This is a genomic window from Listeria grayi DSM 20601, from assembly GCF_000148995.1.
Taxonomy (GTDB): domain Bacteria; phylum Bacillota; class Bacilli; order Lactobacillales; family Listeriaceae; genus Listeria; species Listeria grayi.
Window position 1 is genome coordinate 13,280 of record NZ_GL538353.1, and the last position, 14,947, is coordinate 28,226.

A 14,947-nucleotide genomic window follows, 5' to 3' on the forward strand; every position below is an offset into this window, starting at 1 on the left:
CAAAGACATATAAAACACGCCCCCCCCTAACCCCAAAAAGGATCCCAATCCACAGCCAACAGAAAGAATTTTTAGTTGCATATTGCATTTCAGCTGTTATAATAAAGGTATTATTAATCCTGGTCAAAGTGTAGATAGGAAGAAGTAAAAAGCCCGAAACTTATAGAGAGAACTGCCACAGGCTGGAAGCAGTTCAGTGAAATGCTTTTGAAATGCGTCCTTGAATTCTAAGGGGAAATCAAAGTATCCTTAGACGGAAGCCACCCGTTACAATGCCTTAAAGTTGGAGAAGCTGTCTGAATGTAAAACGAAGAGACGCAACTCAAACAGAGTGGAACCGCGCTAGACGTCTCTGTATAGAGGGCGTCTTTTTTGTTGCACCCGTTCGAGCAAAGCGAGTTACGGGTGCAATATTCATAGGACAAAGTCCTATGAAAACCATACTTCCCGATTCGAGCAAAGCGAGTTACGGGTGCAATATTCATAGGACAAAGTCCTATGAAAACCATATCCCCTATTCGAGCAAAGCGAGTTACAGGTGCAATATTCATAGGACAAAGACTTATGAAATCCATACTTCCCGTCCAAACAAAGCGATTCACCAGCACATATCCATAAAAAATCACACAAACCAACCCAGCCCCCCAGCAAAACCAAAGGAGGAACGCACAGTGCCTAACCGTTTAAAAGAAGATACAGAAGCAATCAATAAGAATGACCCAGCCACCCGAGGTTTTTGGGATGCTGTCATCACGAATCCAGGTCTACATGCGTTATGGTGGCATCGGGTAGCGCACTTTTTTTATACGCATCGAATGCCGTTATTCGCGAAGGTCATTTCTCAATTTGCAAGATTTTTTACAAATGTGGAGATTCACCCTGGCGCGGAGATCGGGCGACGTTTTTTTATTGATCATGGTGCAGGGGTAGTTATTGGCGAAACAGCTATAATCGGCGATGATGTTGTGATTTTTCATGGGGTTACGCTAGGCGGAACAGGGAAAGATATTGGGAAAAGACATCCAACGGTCGGTGATCGAGTATTTATTTCCGCAGGAGCCAAAGTGCTCGGGCCTGTCGTGCTTGGAGCAGATTCTAAAATCGGTGCAGGTGCGGTGGTCTTGAAGGATGTTCCGCCAGATGCAACGGTAGTAGGGGTGCCGGCGAAAGTCGTGCGTTTGAACGGTAGACGGGTAGCGCATGCGGAACCGGATATTGACAGTTTATTAGTACGGGTAAATGAATTAGAGAGAAAAATCGAGCGACTATTAGAAGAGAAGGAGCGTAAATAATGGCCTTACAATTATTTAATACACTCACAAGAGAAAAGGAAGTTTTTAAACCATTAGTAAACGGGAAAGTCAGTATGTATGTATGTGGTCCTACTGTTTATAACTATATTCATATTGGTAATGCTAGACCAATTATCTTTTTTGATACAGTCAGAAGGTATTTGACTTATCGGGGATATGATGTTAATTATGTATCTAATTTTACAGATGTGGATGATAAACTGATCCGTGCGGCGGAGGAACTGGACTTGACGGTTCCGGAAGTGGCGGATAAATTTATCCATGCGTTCTTTGAAGATGTCGATCAATTAAATGTTGCGCGTGCGACGACCAATCCACGTGTGACGGAAAATATGCAGGAAATCATTGACTTTATCCAAGCGTTAGTTGATAAGGGATATGCTTATGAATCGGCGGGCGATGTCTATTTCGCAACGAAAAAATTTGATGCTTATGGTAAGCTTTCTCATCAGCCGTTGCAGGACCTGCAGCATGGTATCCGTGTAGAAACGACCGATAAAAAGCGTGATGAACTTGACTTTACATTGTGGAAAGCTGCTAAACCAGGAGAAATAAACTGGGAAAGTCCATGGGGGAAAGGCAGACCAGGCTGGCACATTGAATGCTCGGCGATGGCCCAGAAGTTTTTAGGGGATACGATCGATATCCATGCCGGTGGTCATGACTTGATCTTTCCGCATCACGAGGATGAAATCGCGCAGTCAGAAGCACGGACTGGAAAACAATTTGCTAATTATTGGATGCACAATGCGTTTCTTAACATTGATGGAGAAAAAATGTCCAAATCATTGGGGAATTTTATTACTTTACATGATGTTTTAGCAGAGCACGCCCCCGATGTTGTACGATTCTTTATGTTATCTGTCCATTACCGGAATCCGATCTCATTAAGTGAAGACACATTGGAAGATGCGAAAAATAGTTTGGAACGCTTACGGACTGCTTATCAGAACATTGATTACCGGATACAACATGCTGAAGAAGATGTGGCTGATGAAGAAACAACGGAGGACTGGCTGGAACAGCTTACAGAATTGAAGCAAAGTTTCGAAGATGAAATGGATGACGATTTTAATACAGCAAACGCCATTACCGTTTTTCATGAACTAGCAAAACGGGCAAATATTTATTTGGCAGAAGAAGATGTATCTATTACTGTTTTACGCGAATTCCTAAGTATGTTGCAGTTGTTTGCCAATGTTTTAGGGCTTAAACTGGAGACAGAGCAGGCATTTGAATTAGCAGATGAGGAAATCGAAGCACTGATCGAAGAACGGCTCAAAGCACGGAATGAAAGAAACTTTGAGCGTGCTGATGAGATTCGCGAACTGTTGCGTTCTAAACATATCATTTTGGAAGATACTGCTCATGGCACACGTTTCAAGCGAGGCGAAGAATGAGTAAGGTGAAAGATTTTAAACAGCTGAACGGCTTGGCGCTTGCTTATATGGGAGACGCTATTTATGAAGTATATATCCGGGAATATCTGCTTGCTTCGGGGAAAACAAAACCAAATGGACTGCATAAAGCAGCTACGCGTTTTGTTTCAGCGAAAGGGCAAGCATTTTCCCTACAAGAAATGATGGAAACGGGATTTTTGACGGAAGAAGAAATGAGTTATGCGAAGCGTGGCAGAAATGCTAAATCGTATAGTATACCGAAAAATGTCGATCCGAAAATCTATAACTTATCGACGGCTTTTGAAGCAGTCATAGGCTATCTGCATTTAGCGGAAGAAGAAACGCGTTTAACAGAAGTAATGGAAAAAGCGCGGGAGATAGTTGAAAATAAAAAATGAGAAGAGGCAAGTAAATGGAAAATGAACAAGAATGGATCGGCGGTAGAAACCCGGTATTAGAAGCGCTGCGGTCGGAACGCGATATCCAAAAAATCTATATTGCGGAAGCTTCTCAAAAAGGTGTGATGAAGCAAGTTATCGCACTTGCTAAAGAACGAAAACTACAAATCCAATTTGTACCGAAACAGAAAATCGATAAGGTCGTAGAAGGCGCTCACCAAGGTGTCGCTGCGCAAATATCGGCTTATCAATATGCGGAGCTAGATGAACTCTTTGAGCGGGCGAGTACCCGGAATGAGCAACCGTTCTTCATTTTATTAGATGAATTAGAAGATCCGCATAATTTAGGATCGATCATGCGGACGGCAGATGCAGTTGGTGCCCATGGGATCATTATCCCGAACAGACGCTCAGTCGGCTTGACGCAGACCGTTGCCAAGGCTTCTACTGGTGCAATCGAGCATATTCCTGTAGTACGAGTAACGAATTTAAACAAAACGATCGATGTGCTAAAAGATCGCGGGTTATGGATCTTCGGAACGGATGCGAAAGGAAGCAGCGATTATCGGACAATGGACGTAGATATGCCACTTGGAATCGTAATCGGCAGCGAGGGAGCCGGAATGAGCAGATTGGTTCGCGAAAAATGTGATTTTCTCGTACATCTTCCTATGAAAGGAAAAGTGACTTCCTTAAATGCTTCGGTAGCAGCAAGTATTTTATTATATGAAGTTTATCGCAAGCGTTATCCATTGGAGGGATGATCCGTGGAACATATTTTATTAGTAGATGGCTATAATGTGATTGGAGCTTGGCCAGAACTAAGTATGCTCAAAGCGCAGAATTTGGAAGCAGCCAGAGAGCGTTTGCTAGAGGCGATGGCGGAGTATAAGAGCTATACGGGTTATCGCGTGGTTGTCGTGTTTGATGCGCAATATGTCAGCGGAGCAAAACGTAAGACCAATAAACATCAAGTAGAAATCGTGTTTACTAAAAAAGATGAAACGGCAGATGAATATATCGAACGCAAAGCAATCGAATGGAAGAATGCCAAGACCCAGATCATCGTTGCAACTTCTGATTACACAGAACAGTGGGCGATTTTCGGTCAGGGAGCGTTGCGGATCTCATCTCGCGAACTGCTTTTTGAAATTCAGGAAATGGGTAAGAAAATAGGTCAGAAAATAAAGAAAATCAAACAAAGTGATCCGAAAACGGATCTAAATATCGATTTTGAAGTGATGGAACAGCTGGAAAAATGGAGAAGAGGCGAAAAATAAAGATGGACGCCTTTCCATGCAAGTCGCTATAATGGATGCACACGATCAATACTTATTGGAACGCCGAGAAGTATTAAAAGGAGTCAGATAAAAGTGAGTAGTCAAAATAGCAGTGATGCCGAAGATAGAAGCAGAATCGACCTTGCTAAAAATGGAGATACGGAAGCTCTGGATTATTTCTTTCAAAAATATCAGCCAATCATGTATTGGAAAGCAACCCAATATTTTTTACAAGGTGCAGAGCGTGATGATCTATTGCAGGAAGCGATGATTGGTCTTTTTAAGGCGATTCGGGACTTTTCCCCGGACAAAGAAGCCAGCTTTCGGACATTTGCCGAGATCTGCATCAACAGACAGCTGCTGTCGGCGGTCAAACGTTCGGCGCGCCAAAAAAATCAGCCGCTGAACCAATCCCTTTCTTTGGATACTCCGATGACAGAAGAACATGGCTTAGATTGGACGTTGCTGGATGTGATCTCAGAACAGGCGGCACAGACGCCAGAAGATTATTTGCTGAAAAGTGAAGACCGGATCGATATTGCCGAGCGGCTTGAGAAAGTAACCAGCCCTTTTGAAAAAGAAGTCTTGCGCTGCTATTTGGAAGGCAAGAGCTACCAAGAAATGGCAGACCATTTCGGTAAAAATATCAAAGCGATCGACAACGCGCTGCAGCGGATCAAGAAAAAAATGGGTGCGCAGTTTGATTGAAAAAGAGTTTGACGATATCTGAGACAAGTGGTAGACTAATAGTGATGCGATATACTTAAAATGAGTATATAAATGATTGCGGGGTTAGATGATTCAATGAAAAGAAAAGCTTCCCTTGCCTGTGCAGAGTGTGGTTCGCGTAATTATACCATTACTGCCAGCGGGACAAATAAACAAGTTCGACTAGAGGTAAAGAAATTCTGCCGCCACTGCAATAAGCATACATTACATCGCGAAACAAAATAGTTAAAATGGAGGTAATTCATATGTCTGCACTTTCAAATTTTTTCCATAACGTCATTTCTGAAATGCGAAAAGTTTCATGGCCAACTAGAAAAGAATTAGTGACATATACAGTAACAGTTATCATTACAGTTATTTTGTTTGCTGTGTTCTTTATGGTTATTGACTTTGGTATCGAACAATTAATCAAATTGGTAATCTAGTATTGTACTTCGGGAAGTAATAGTGTTATAATACTCCTTGAGTTAGACCCGTATTTTTTGTCGGGTTTTTTATTTTGGAGAGAAAAATGAAGGAGGATGGCTCGCAAACGGTGCAGCCAAAAAAGTAATGGAAAAAAACTGGTATGTAGTCCACACCTATTCAGGTTATGAAAATAAAGTAAAAGCAAATTTAGAAAAACGGGTCGAATCAATGGGAATGACGGATCAAATTTTCCGCGTTATCGTTCCGGAAGAAGAAGAAACAGAAGTGAAGAACGGCAAAACAAAAACACTGAAACGCAAAGTGTTCCCTGGTTATGTATTAGTTGAGATCGTAATGACAGACGATTCCTGGTATGTAGTACGTAATACACCAGGTGTAACAGGATTTGTCGGTTCAGCCGGCGCAGGAAGCAAGCCGACAGCCCTTCTTCCAGAAGAAGCAGAGCGCATTCTGAAGAGCATGGGAATGAACGACCGCACAGTCGAAGCAGACTTTGAAGTCGGCGAAACGGTAATGGTAAAAGAAGGTCCATTTGCGGAATTCTCCGGTAAAGTCGATGAGATGGATAATGATAAAGGAAAAGCGAAAGTGATGGTCAACATGTTTGGCCGAGAAACACCAGTCGAAGTCGATTTTAATCAAATCGAGAAAATCTAATGGTATAGGGAAAGCAGCTTGCTTAGGCAGGCTGCTTTTTTGTTGGGGATGTATAAGAGCGGGAAGAGAATATGTATAAAATTTATGATTTTTAGGCCTTTTTATCTAATTATGACAAGCTTCATTTTTTTGTCACAGAAAGTTCAGAAAACGTTCGCCTTTCGTTCGCACCAGGCTGTGCTAAAATACAAGAGTACAGTAAAAACAGACATCAAAGGAGAGAATGAAATGGCAGGACAAATCAGAATGAGCCCGGCAGAATTACGGGATCGCGCCAAGAAATACGGGACGAGCGCACGAGAAATCGATCAGATCTTGAATAACTTGAAAAATCTACAAGAACAATTACGAGGAGAATGGGAAGGGCAAGCCTTCGCACGTTTTGATGAGCAATTCAACCAACTAAAACCAAAAGTCGTCCAATTCTCCGATCTACTCGACCAGATCCAAGGCCAATTAGAGAAAACAGCGACTTCTGTGGAGAACCATGATCGCGAGTTATCGCAGAACTTTGGTCTCAATTAAGGTTTCCAAAACTGGAAAAGTCATGCACGAATGTGTATGGCTTTTTCCATAAAAAAGAGCATACGGGAATGATAGGCGGGAGGAAATCGATTTGAAGAAAAAAATAGTGATATCCATATTGATAGGAGGAATGACGATAATGACTTTATTAGGTGGATTCGGAGAATCTAGTACAAATGAAAAAGCGGAAAAAACGGAACAAAGCTTTGAAAAAGTGCTGGCAATGTATCCGACAAAGAACTTAGAGGCTTTTTATGATATGGAAGGGTATCGAGATGATGAGTTTGAGAAAGGGGATAAGGGCGTTTGGGTTTTGAATTCCGAAATGTCTATCAGTACTTCAAAAAAGGATCCGCTCCACACAGAAGGTATGTTGTTGCGTATAAATAGAAATACACATACTGCAAAAGGTTATTATTACCTAGATACAACGAACGAAGAAAAATTAGATGAAAATAATGAGAAAAAATACCCTGTAACGTACGATGAAAATGGTTTTCATTTAGTAAAAGCAGTTTCTGATCCTAAATTAAGAGAAAAAATAGAGAACTTTCAATTTTTTGTACAGTATGGAGAGTTTAAACAACTGAATCAATATAAAAATATTGATAAAATGTATAATCCCGAAGTACCGATGTATGAGCTTGAATATCAATTGACGAATGATGATCCCAATGTGAAACAATTAAGAAAGCGATATGAAATCCCAACTGATAAAGAGACGATTCTGTTATTAAAAGGTAGAGGAAATTTGGATGGTAGTTCAGGTTCGGTTGGATATAAAAATATTGAATTTACTTTTGATAAAAAGGTAGATAATTATTTTACTGATTCAATTGATTATCAACCTGCTAATACGGAGGATGATCAATGAATGATTACAAGTTGAAAGACAAAGACGGGACTACCAAAAACAGTTCGTCCACTATGAAGAAGAGCTTCGGCTTTTCAAAGCAAATGGAGGCGAGTAAATGCTGGATAACATCCTAGACAATATCAGTGCGGAGCTTGCGACAATCAAAAAAACACGAAAAAAAACGTTATTCGTTTTGGGCAATGAGAAGGTTTGGCTAACAGATAGTATCCCTCAGAATCCTTTGAAGTGCAAAAAATAAAGGTGCTTTCTAATTCTATATACAGGTACAGGATACATGGGTTTGGATATCTTCTATAAATCTCGCTGTTGTAATCAGCTTTACTTTGCAGAGAAAGACAGCAAAGGCGGATACAAATACAAATTCATCGACTAGCCCTTGCCTTCCTATCAAATCCGTGTTACTATAGAAAAGTACGCTTTCTATGCGTATTTTTCAACGTGGGAGGGGAAATATCAGCCCCATACAACCACATCACGGACTTAAGGAGGTATGTCTCGTGGCTAAAAAAGTGATTAAAGAAGTGAAATTACAAATCCCTGCTGGGAAAGCAAATCCTGCACCTCCAGTTGGACCTGCACTAGGTCAAGCTGGTGTTAATATCATGGGATTCTGTAAAGAGTTCAACGCTCGTACAGCCGATCAAGCTGGTCTTATCATTCCTGTTGTTATCACTGTATTTGAAGACCGTTCGTTCACGTTCATCACTAAAACACCGCCAGCTGCAGTATTGCTTAAAAAAGCTGCTAAAGTGGAAAAAGGTTCTGGTGAACCAAACAAAACGAAAGTTGCTACGGTAACTCGTGCTCAAGTACAAGAAATCGCGGAAACTAAAATGCCTGACTTAAACGCTGCAGATGTTAATGCTGCAATGTTGATGGTAGAAGGTACTGCACGTTCAATGGGCATCACAGTCCAAGACTAAAACGCGCATTTCCCAAAGTGAAACAATAAGGAGGAAAAGAAATGGCTAAGAAAGGTAAAAAGTATCAAGAAGCTTTGAAAAAAGTAGATACAAACAAAGCATATGCTATTGAAGAAGCAATTGCACTTGCTAAAGAAATCGATTACGCTAAATTCGATGCGACTGTTGAAGTAGCATTCCGTCTTGGCGTGGATCCTAAAAAAGCAGACCAACAAATCCGTGGCGCTGTTGTATTGCCAAACGGAACTGGTAAAACTGCTCGCGTATTAGTATTCGCAAAAGGTGATAAAGCAAAAGAAGCTGAAGCTGCTGGCGCTGATTACGTAGGCGATTCTGAATACGTAACAAAAATTACGCAAGGTTGGTTCGACTTTGATGTAATCGTTGCGACACCTGACATGATGGGCGAAGTTGGTAAACTAGGCCGTGTGCTTGGACCAAAAGGTTTAATGCCTAACCCTAAAACTGGTACAGTAACAATGGACGTAACAAAAGCTGTTAACGAAATCAAAGCTGGTAAAGTAGAATACCGTGTTGATAAATCCGGTAACATCCATGCTGCGATCGGTAAAGTTTCTTTCGGAACTGACGCTTTAGTTGAAAACTTCCGTACTGTAAATGATGTTATTCAAAAAGCAAAACCAGCATCTGCGAAAGGTACTTACGTGAAAAATCTTTCCGTAACTACTACTTACGGACCTGGTATCCAAGTTGACACATTCAGTCTATAATATAAGCTTGACTTGTATATAGAATTTTGATAGACTTGGCTAGTTGATACAAATAAATATCCTGACCGTAGACAGTTGGCGTGCGCTTGCACTTAAATTTGCCACCCGAGGATTAACGATTGCTTTTTCGCTCCGGCGAATTAGCGAAAACCTCTGTGTCTACGGTTCACAGAGGTTTTTATTTGCTCCGAATACTCGGGGTCATAGAAATTCATATCAGTGGACGGAGGTGTAAGAATGAGTAAAATTATTGAAGCTAAACAAAATGCAGTTAATGAAATCAAAACTAAGATCGAAGAAAGTGTTTCTACTGTCATCGTTGACTATCGTGGTCTTAACGTAGCAGAAGTAACAGAATTACGTAAACAATTACGTGAAGCTGGAATCGACTTTAAAGTTTACAAAAACTCATTGACTCGTCGTGCAGTAGCTGCCAATTCTTTAGAAGGTTTGGACAAAGTATTGACTGGTCCAAATGCGATTGCATTTAGTAATGAAGACGTAGTTGCACCTGCTAAGATCTTGAATGACTTTTCCAAAGATCATGAAGCGCTTGAAATCAAAGCGGGGATCATCGAAGGTAAAGTTTCTTCTCTTGAAGAAATCAAAGCACTTGCTGATCTTCCATCTCGCGAAGGTTTGCTATCCATGCTTTGCAACGTACTACAAGCTCCAGTTCGTGGCTTAGCAATTGCTACTAAAGCAGTAGCGGATCAAAAAGAAGAACAAGAAGCTTAATCAAACAAAAAAACCAATTATAATGGAGGAATTTTAAAATGGCTTTAAACATTGAAGAAATCATTGCTTCCGTAAAAGAAGCGTCTGTATTAGAACTAAACGATTTAGTAAAAGCAATTGAAGAAGAATTTGGCGTAACTGCTGCAGCTCCTGTAGCTGTAGCTGCTGCTGGTGGCGCTGCTGCTGCTGAGCAAACTGAATTCACAGTAGAACTTACTTCTGCTGGAGATTCTAAAATCAAAGTTATCAAAGTGGTTCGTGAAATCACTGGTCTTGGCTTGAAAGAAGCTAAAGAAGTTGTTGATAACGCTCCTAAAGCTCTTAAAGAAGGCGTTACTAAAGAAGAAGCTGAAGAAATCAAAGCTAAACTTGAAGAAGTTGGCGCTGGCGTAGAATTCAAATAATTTTACTCGATCAAAGGTACTGTCATTTTATGATGGTGCCTTTTTTTGTGCTCGAAACGATTTTTATTGTTACACTTCCGTAGTTTTGTTATAGTTATAGCAAGAATACATGGGAAAGTAAGGGGAAAAAGATGAATCAGCATTATTATACAAATAATAAAGAATTGGATCATAATCGAAAAAAATGGGATTTTCAGTTAAAAAATAATACACTAAGCTTTATAAGTGATAGTGGCGTTTTTTCCAAAAATACAGTCGACTTCGGCTCGCGTTTATTAATAGAGAACTTTGCCCCGAATAGCACTGATGGAAAAGTATTAGATGTCGGCTGTGGATATGGACCAATTGGGCTTGCTTTGGCAAAGGCTTATCCGGCAATGAGAATCGATATGGTCGATGTGAATGAACGGGCGATTGAACTAGCAAAGGAAAATGCGACATTGAATCATATCGATAATGCGGCTATCTTTGAAAGTTCGGTTTATGAAAATGTGACGGTTGATGATTATCGTTATATTCTAAGCAATCCGCCAATCCGGGCAGGGAAGGTGATTGTTCACCAGATTCTCAGTGATGCCTATGGCCATTTGATCAGTGGCGGTGAGCTTTGGATCGTTATTCAGAAAAAACAAGGTGGGCCCTCTGCTCAAAAGAAAATGGAAGCTGTTTTTGGTAATGTGGAAATGGTCGCTAGAGACAAAGGATATTTTATCTATAAAAGTGTCAAACAGTAATTTATGCAGATAAGAGTGAGGTGCAGATAATGAAACAGACGGATGAACTGACATTTGTAGATGGAGTGAAAGCGTGTTTGCCGACCGTGTTAGGGTATCTTGGGATCGGGATCGCTGCTGGCGTGGTTGGCAAGACGTCTGGTCTTAGTCTTTTGGAGATAATCTTGCTTGCGGCAGTTGTTTATGCGGGGGCTGCGCAGTTTATTATTTCCGGGATGCTGGCACTGGCGAGTCCGTTATCGGCGATCATCGTGACGACTTTTTTGATAAATTCGAGGAATGCTTTGATGAGTATGGCGGTTGCACCAACGTTTAAGAAGGCTTCTTTATGGAGCAACGTTGGGATCGGTTCGCTATTGACGGATGAATCATTCGCGGTCGCAATGAATCGGATCGGGAATAAAAAGGCTGTGACGCCTGCCTGGATGCATGGTCTGAATATTACGGCTTATATTACGTGGATCGTTGCTTGTATTATTGGGGCCTTTATTGGTGGGTGGCTGCCGAATCCAGAAGCATTTGGATTAGATTTTGCACTTTTAGCGATGTTTATCGGATTATTATATTTACAACTGATCAGTGATAAAAGCAAAACGATCGGGAAAAGTTTGTTGGTGATGCTTACTGTCAGTTGTTTAGTGCTTATTTTTATGCGGTTGATGACACCGGAATTGTCGATATTGGCTGCAACGTTGTTAGGCTGTTTGATCGGGGTGGTGATGGATAGATGGAAATCTCTCTCTACACACTTCTAGCAGTTATCGGCTGCGGTATCGTCACTTGGCTGCCACGCGTGGCTCCTTTTATACTTGTCCGAAAGTGGGATCTCCCCGAAGTGGTCATGCAGTATCTGTCTTATGTCCCTTTATGTATTTTGACAGCGTTGTTCATTCAAGGTCTGCTAGTGGATCATCCAGGTCACTTTCCTGGGATCAAACTGGATAACCTGCTTGCGGCGCTGCCGAGTATTTTGACAGCGATTCTCACGAAGAGCCTGCTATGGGTCGTGATCATTGGTGTGGTCTCAATGGCGGCACTGCGGTTGTTTGGTATCGCGTAAAGAAGTACAAGTTGTTCCTTCGGGGGCAGCTTTTTTTGTGAAGATATATAGTTCTTCTCTTTTTTTCTATAATTTGTTCCTTTTTGAAAGAAAAATCATTCGTTACAATGGAGATAATGAAGGGTCAACAAGGAAGTGAGGGACAGAAGATGAAAAAATGGGCACGAGAATTTATGCGGAATAAGGCGTTTTTGGCGATGTGTTTGCCAGGAGTTGTTTGGTTGATCATCTTTTTTTACATACCTGTTTTCGGGAACGTAGTGGCATTTAAAAATTTCCACTATGCTGCTGGCGGTTTTTTACAGAGCTTGAAGGAAAGCCCGTGGGTGGGGCTGGATAATTTCAAATTCTTATTTTCTTCGGACAATGCGTATTTGATTACACGGAACACGATTTTATATAATTTAGGATTTATTGTGATTGGTCTGATCGGGGCCGTTTTCTTGGCGATCGTAATGAGCGAGCTGCGATCAAAATTAACGGTCAAGGTTTTTCAAACTTCGATGTTGCTTCCGTATTTCCTATCTTGGGTCGTTATCAGTTACTTTGTCTATGCGTTCTTGAGTCCAGATAAAGGCCTGCTCAACAGCATTATTACTTCGCATGGTGGCGAGAGTATCAGCTGGTATAATGAGCCGAAGTACTGGCCGCTGATCATTCTCTTTATGGGTATTTGGAAGGGGATCGGCTATAACAGTATTATCTACTTTGCGACGGTCATGGGGATCGATCCGACTTATTACGAAGCGGCACAGATCGATGGTGCTTCGAAATGGCAGCAGATCAAGAATGTCACGATTCCACAACTGATCCCGTTGATGTCTGTTTTAACGATCCTTGCGGTGGGAAATATTTTCCGCGCCGATTTTGGATTGTTTTATCAGATCCCACATAATTCGGGCGCTTTGACGGAAGTTACCTCTGTTTTAGATACCTATATCTATAATGGATTAACGAGTACGGGTGACATTGGGATGGCTGCGGCAGCTGGACTTTATCAATCATTAGTTGGTTTTGCTTTAGTTGTGATCACAAACTTGATTGTACGAAGATTCGATAAAGAGTCGGCATTGTTCTAGGAGGAGAGAAAATGAAACGAAAAAAGCAATCGATTATAGAAGTAAGACATCGGACATTTGGTAAAAAAACAAATTTATTTTTCACATTATTAGTTGGCGTGTTTGCTTTTATCTGTGTATTTCCGTTACTATTCGTTATCGTGATCTCTATGACGAGCGAGCAGTCTTTGCTGACGAATGGGTATCAATTATGGCCGCAGCAGTGGAGCTTTGAGGGTTATCGCTACTTGTATGAAATGAAGGAACAGATTCTGCAATCGTTGTTCATAACGGTTTTTGTAACGGTAGTCGGGACTTTGGTGAATGTCAGTTTCACGTCTACTTATGCGTACGCGATCTCGCGTCCAAATTTCAAGTGGCGCCGGTTTTTGACATTCTTTGCGTTGATCACGATGTTGTTTAGTCCAGGGCTTGTACCAGGCTATATCATCATGACAAATATGCTACATCTGAAAGATACAGTATGGGCGCTGATTTTACCGATGGCGTTGAGTCCATTTAATATTATCGTGATGCGGACATTCTTCCTGCGCTCAGTTCCCAATGCGATCATTGAGTCAGCGCGGATCGATGGTGCCGGTGAGTTCAGAATCTTTGCCCGTATCGTTGTGCCACTTGCGGTGCCAGGGATCGCGACAATCAGTTTGTTTGCAGCGCTAGGGTACTGGAATGACTGGTTCAATGCGTTGCTCTATATCCAAAGCGACAGTCTGGTTCCATTGCAGTACTTGCTGATGAAGATCCAATCCAATATTGATTATATGGCGCAGAATGCCTCTATGAGCGGAAATTTGGCCGGCAATATTTCGAGTATCCCTAAAGAAGCGACACGGATGGCAATGGTCGTGATCTCGACGCTGCCAATTGCTTTGAGCTATCCGTTCTTCCAAAAATACTTTGTCCGCGGAATGACGATCGGCGGGGTAAAAGAATAATACATGTTGAAAGAGGGCAGATCGTGGTGCGCTCTCTTTCTGATATATTTAGAAATTTTAGCGCTATAAGCGAAGATTTTCCTATATAATAAAAAGGAAGCGTTTGGAGGAGAAAGTATGGTAGTGGGAAGAATGCTGGAACAGATTTTTATTCGCTGTTATGCAGTCATTAAAATGCATGTGATTTTTGTAGGATTGATGTTTGTCGGCGGGATCGTACTTGGTATCGGCCCTGCTTGGCTGACGATCACGAATCTGGCGTACGAGTTTGAATTCGATACGAAAGAAATCACTTGGCGGGTGGCATGGCGTTTTTATAAAGAAAATTTCAAACGTGGGAATGCCCTGTTTTATTTGTTCGCTGGTTGTGCAGGAATATTGCTCTACAGCCTATATGCGGCGGTGCAAGTGAAAGGGATCTTCTTTTTGATGACGAGTTGTATCCTTATCGGTGCGATAGTGCTGGTAGCTGTCTGCTTTATCTTGGCATTAGTCACTGATTCGCGTTATCAGACGTCATTTCGAAATATCTTGAAATTGACGTTGCTTGTTTTTTTCACAAACTTCTTCACAATCATCAAACTACTGGCGGGCATCCTTGTGGTGGCAGTTATTACCTATAAAAGTCCGGCGCTGTTACTATTCGGAACAGTAAGTTTGTTAGTTATTTATGTACTATTTATTACTAAAGGAATTTATCAGCAGATGAATGCGAAGTTTGGGATGGAATAATAT

21 protein-coding genes and 2 other annotated features are annotated in these 14,947 nt (G+C 41.4%); all 21 genes read left to right on the forward strand.

The window, feature by feature from the left end; genetic code table 11:
- Window positions 1-122: 122 nt before the first annotated feature.
- Window positions 123-357 (forward strand) — a binding site (T-box leader).
- Between the two features lie 314 nt (window positions 358-671).
- The 21 genes from epsC (at window position 672) to HMPREF0556_RS07690 (ending at window position 14,944) form a co-directional block, all read left to right on the forward strand.
- Window positions 672-1,292, forward strand: coding sequence for a serine O-acetyltransferase EpsC (gene epsC, locus HMPREF0556_RS07595; protein WP_040486650.1), 621 nt, complete (start codon window positions 672-674; stop codon window positions 1,290-1,292).
- Window positions 1,292-2,713, forward strand: coding sequence for a cysteine--tRNA ligase (gene cysS, locus HMPREF0556_RS07600; protein WP_003757225.1), 1,422 nt, complete (start codon window positions 1,292-1,294; stop codon window positions 2,711-2,713). The genes epsC and cysS overlap by 1 nt, the downstream gene beginning before the upstream one ends.
- Window positions 2,710-3,111: a Mini-ribonuclease 3 gene (locus HMPREF0556_RS07605; protein WP_003757227.1), complete on the forward strand. Its 402-nt coding sequence runs from the start codon at window positions 2,710-2,712 to the stop codon at window positions 3,109-3,111. The genes cysS and HMPREF0556_RS07605 overlap by 4 nt, the downstream gene beginning before the upstream one ends.
- Before the next feature lie 14 nt (window positions 3,112-3,125).
- Window positions 3,126-3,875 (forward strand): 23S rRNA (guanosine(2251)-2'-O)-methyltransferase RlmB, encoded by a 750-nt coding sequence (rlmB, locus tag HMPREF0556_RS07610; RefSeq protein WP_003757230.1) that lies wholly within the window; start codon window positions 3,126-3,128, stop codon window positions 3,873-3,875.
- A 3-nt stretch (window positions 3,876-3,878) separates the two neighbouring features.
- Window positions 3,879-4,391 (forward strand): NYN domain-containing protein, encoded by a 513-nt coding sequence (locus HMPREF0556_RS07615; RefSeq protein WP_003757232.1) that lies wholly within the window; start codon window positions 3,879-3,881, stop codon window positions 4,389-4,391.
- Between the two features lie 93 nt (window positions 4,392-4,484).
- On the forward strand, window positions 4,485-5,099 hold the full coding sequence (locus HMPREF0556_RS07620; protein WP_003757234.1) for an RNA polymerase factor sigma-70: 615 nt from the start codon (window positions 4,485-4,487) through the stop codon (window positions 5,097-5,099).
- A gap of 96 nt (window positions 5,100-5,195) precedes the next feature.
- A complete protein-coding gene (rpmG, locus tag HMPREF0556_RS13185; RefSeq protein ID WP_077904810.1) occupies window positions 5,196-5,345 on the forward strand; it encodes a 50S ribosomal protein L33 in 150 nt (49 codons plus the stop codon).
- A gap of 20 nt (window positions 5,346-5,365) precedes the next feature.
- Window positions 5,366-5,545 carry a preprotein translocase subunit SecE gene (secE, locus tag HMPREF0556_RS07625; RefSeq protein ID WP_036108387.1) on the forward strand — a complete coding sequence of 60 codons (180 nt, stop codon included), beginning with the start codon at window positions 5,366-5,368 and terminating at the stop codon, window positions 5,543-5,545.
- Window positions 5,546-5,672: 127 nt separating this feature from the next.
- The gene (nusG, locus tag HMPREF0556_RS07630) at window positions 5,673-6,206 is read left to right on the forward strand and encodes a transcription termination/antitermination protein NusG (RefSeq protein WP_003757240.1); all 534 of its coding nucleotides are present in this window, start codon (window positions 5,673-5,675) and stop codon (window positions 6,204-6,206) included.
- A gap of 228 nt (window positions 6,207-6,434) precedes the next feature.
- A complete protein-coding gene (locus HMPREF0556_RS07635) occupies window positions 6,435-6,731 on the forward strand; it encodes a WXG100 family type VII secretion target (RefSeq protein ID WP_040486373.1) in 297 nt (98 codons plus the stop codon).
- An 85-nt stretch (window positions 6,732-6,816) separates the two neighbouring features.
- Window positions 6,817-7,605 carry a tandem-type lipoprotein gene (locus HMPREF0556_RS07640; protein WP_197531927.1) on the forward strand — a complete coding sequence of 263 codons (789 nt, stop codon included), beginning with the start codon at window positions 6,817-6,819 and terminating at the stop codon, window positions 7,603-7,605.
- A 500-nt stretch (window positions 7,606-8,105) separates the two neighbouring features.
- A complete protein-coding gene (gene rplK / locus HMPREF0556_RS07645; protein WP_036103429.1) occupies window positions 8,106-8,531 on the forward strand; it encodes a 50S ribosomal protein L11 in 426 nt (141 codons plus the stop codon).
- 41 nt (window positions 8,532-8,572) lie between these two features.
- Complete coding sequence (rplA, locus tag HMPREF0556_RS07650; RefSeq protein WP_003757250.1) at window positions 8,573-9,262, forward strand: 50S ribosomal protein L1; 690 nt, start codon at window positions 8,573-8,575, stop codon at window positions 9,260-9,262.
- Between the two features lie 47 nt (window positions 9,263-9,309).
- Window positions 9,310-9,452: a sequence feature (ribosomal protein L10 leader region), on the forward strand.
- A gap of 47 nt (window positions 9,453-9,499) precedes the next feature.
- The gene (gene rplJ, locus HMPREF0556_RS07655; RefSeq protein ID WP_003757252.1) at window positions 9,500-10,000 is read left to right on the forward strand and encodes a 50S ribosomal protein L10; all 501 of its coding nucleotides are present in this window, start codon (window positions 9,500-9,502) and stop codon (window positions 9,998-10,000) included.
- Window positions 10,001-10,038: 38 nt separating this feature from the next.
- On the forward strand, window positions 10,039-10,404 hold the full coding sequence (gene rplL / locus HMPREF0556_RS07660) for a 50S ribosomal protein L7/L12 (RefSeq protein WP_003757253.1): 366 nt from the start codon (window positions 10,039-10,041) through the stop codon (window positions 10,402-10,404).
- Window positions 10,405-10,535: 131 nt separating this feature from the next.
- On the forward strand, window positions 10,536-11,138 hold the full coding sequence (locus tag HMPREF0556_RS07665) for a class I SAM-dependent methyltransferase (protein WP_003757255.1): 603 nt from the start codon (window positions 10,536-10,538) through the stop codon (window positions 11,136-11,138).
- A gap of 29 nt (window positions 11,139-11,167) precedes the next feature.
- A complete protein-coding gene (locus HMPREF0556_RS07670) occupies window positions 11,168-11,893 on the forward strand; it encodes an AzlC family ABC transporter permease (RefSeq protein WP_003757256.1) in 726 nt (241 codons plus the stop codon).
- On the forward strand, window positions 11,866-12,198 hold the full coding sequence (locus tag HMPREF0556_RS07675) for an AzlD domain-containing protein (protein WP_003757258.1): 333 nt from the start codon (window positions 11,866-11,868) through the stop codon (window positions 12,196-12,198). The genes HMPREF0556_RS07670 and HMPREF0556_RS07675 overlap by 28 nt, the downstream gene beginning before the upstream one ends.
- Before the next feature lie 149 nt (window positions 12,199-12,347).
- Entirely contained in the window at window positions 12,348-13,277 is a 930-nt protein-coding gene (locus HMPREF0556_RS07680) for an ABC transporter permease (protein ID WP_040486652.1), read from the forward strand.
- 11 nt (window positions 13,278-13,288) lie between these two features.
- Window positions 13,289-14,212: a carbohydrate ABC transporter permease gene (locus tag HMPREF0556_RS07685; RefSeq protein WP_003757263.1), complete on the forward strand. Its 924-nt coding sequence runs from the start codon at window positions 13,289-13,291 to the stop codon at window positions 14,210-14,212.
- A gap of 117 nt (window positions 14,213-14,329) precedes the next feature.
- On the forward strand, window positions 14,330-14,944 hold the full coding sequence (locus HMPREF0556_RS07690) for a YesL family protein (RefSeq protein ID WP_003757264.1): 615 nt from the start codon (window positions 14,330-14,332) through the stop codon (window positions 14,942-14,944).
- Window positions 14,945-14,947: the final 3 nt, after the last annotated feature.

Excerpts from the sequence above, each read along its gene's own strand:
- HMPREF0556_RS07680 (WP_040486652.1), top strand. The coding sequence starts at position 12,348 with ATGAAAAAATGGGCACGAGAATTTATGCGGAATAAGGCGTTTTTGGCG.
- HMPREF0556_RS07635 (WP_040486373.1), top strand. The coding sequence starts at position 6,435 with ATGGCAGGACAAATCAGAATGAGCCCGGCAGAATTACGGGATCGCGCC.
- rlmB (WP_003757230.1), top strand. The coding sequence starts at position 3,126 with ATGGAAAATGAACAAGAATGGATCGGCGGTAGAAACCCGGTATTAGAA.
- rplJ (WP_003757252.1), top strand. The coding sequence starts at position 9,500 with ATGAGTAAAATTATTGAAGCTAAACAAAATGCAGTTAATGAAATCAAA.
- rplL (WP_003757253.1), top strand. The coding sequence starts at position 10,039 with ATGGCTTTAAACATTGAAGAAATCATTGCTTCCGTAAAAGAAGCGTCT.
- nusG (WP_003757240.1), top strand. The coding sequence starts at position 5,673 with ATGGAAAAAAACTGGTATGTAGTCCACACCTATTCAGGTTATGAAAAT.
- HMPREF0556_RS07675 (WP_003757258.1), top strand. The coding sequence starts at position 11,866 with ATGGAAATCTCTCTCTACACACTTCTAGCAGTTATCGGCTGCGGTATC.
- HMPREF0556_RS07690 (WP_003757264.1), top strand. The coding sequence starts at position 14,330 with ATGGTAGTGGGAAGAATGCTGGAACAGATTTTTATTCGCTGTTATGCA.
- rplA (WP_003757250.1), top strand. The coding sequence starts at position 8,573 with ATGGCTAAGAAAGGTAAAAAGTATCAAGAAGCTTTGAAAAAAGTAGAT.
- HMPREF0556_RS07670 (WP_003757256.1), top strand. The coding sequence starts at position 11,168 with ATGAAACAGACGGATGAACTGACATTTGTAGATGGAGTGAAAGCGTGT.
- HMPREF0556_RS07605 (WP_003757227.1), top strand. The coding sequence starts at position 2,710 with ATGAGTAAGGTGAAAGATTTTAAACAGCTGAACGGCTTGGCGCTTGCT.
- rpmG (WP_077904810.1), top strand. The coding sequence starts at position 5,196 with ATGAAAAGAAAAGCTTCCCTTGCCTGTGCAGAGTGTGGTTCGCGTAAT.
- secE (WP_036108387.1), top strand. The coding sequence starts at position 5,366 with ATGTCTGCACTTTCAAATTTTTTCCATAACGTCATTTCTGAAATGCGA.
- HMPREF0556_RS07685 (WP_003757263.1), top strand. The coding sequence starts at position 13,289 with ATGAAACGAAAAAAGCAATCGATTATAGAAGTAAGACATCGGACATTT.
- HMPREF0556_RS07665 (WP_003757255.1), top strand. The coding sequence starts at position 10,536 with ATGAATCAGCATTATTATACAAATAATAAAGAATTGGATCATAATCGA.
- cysS (WP_003757225.1), top strand. The coding sequence starts at position 1,292 with ATGGCCTTACAATTATTTAATACACTCACAAGAGAAAAGGAAGTTTTT.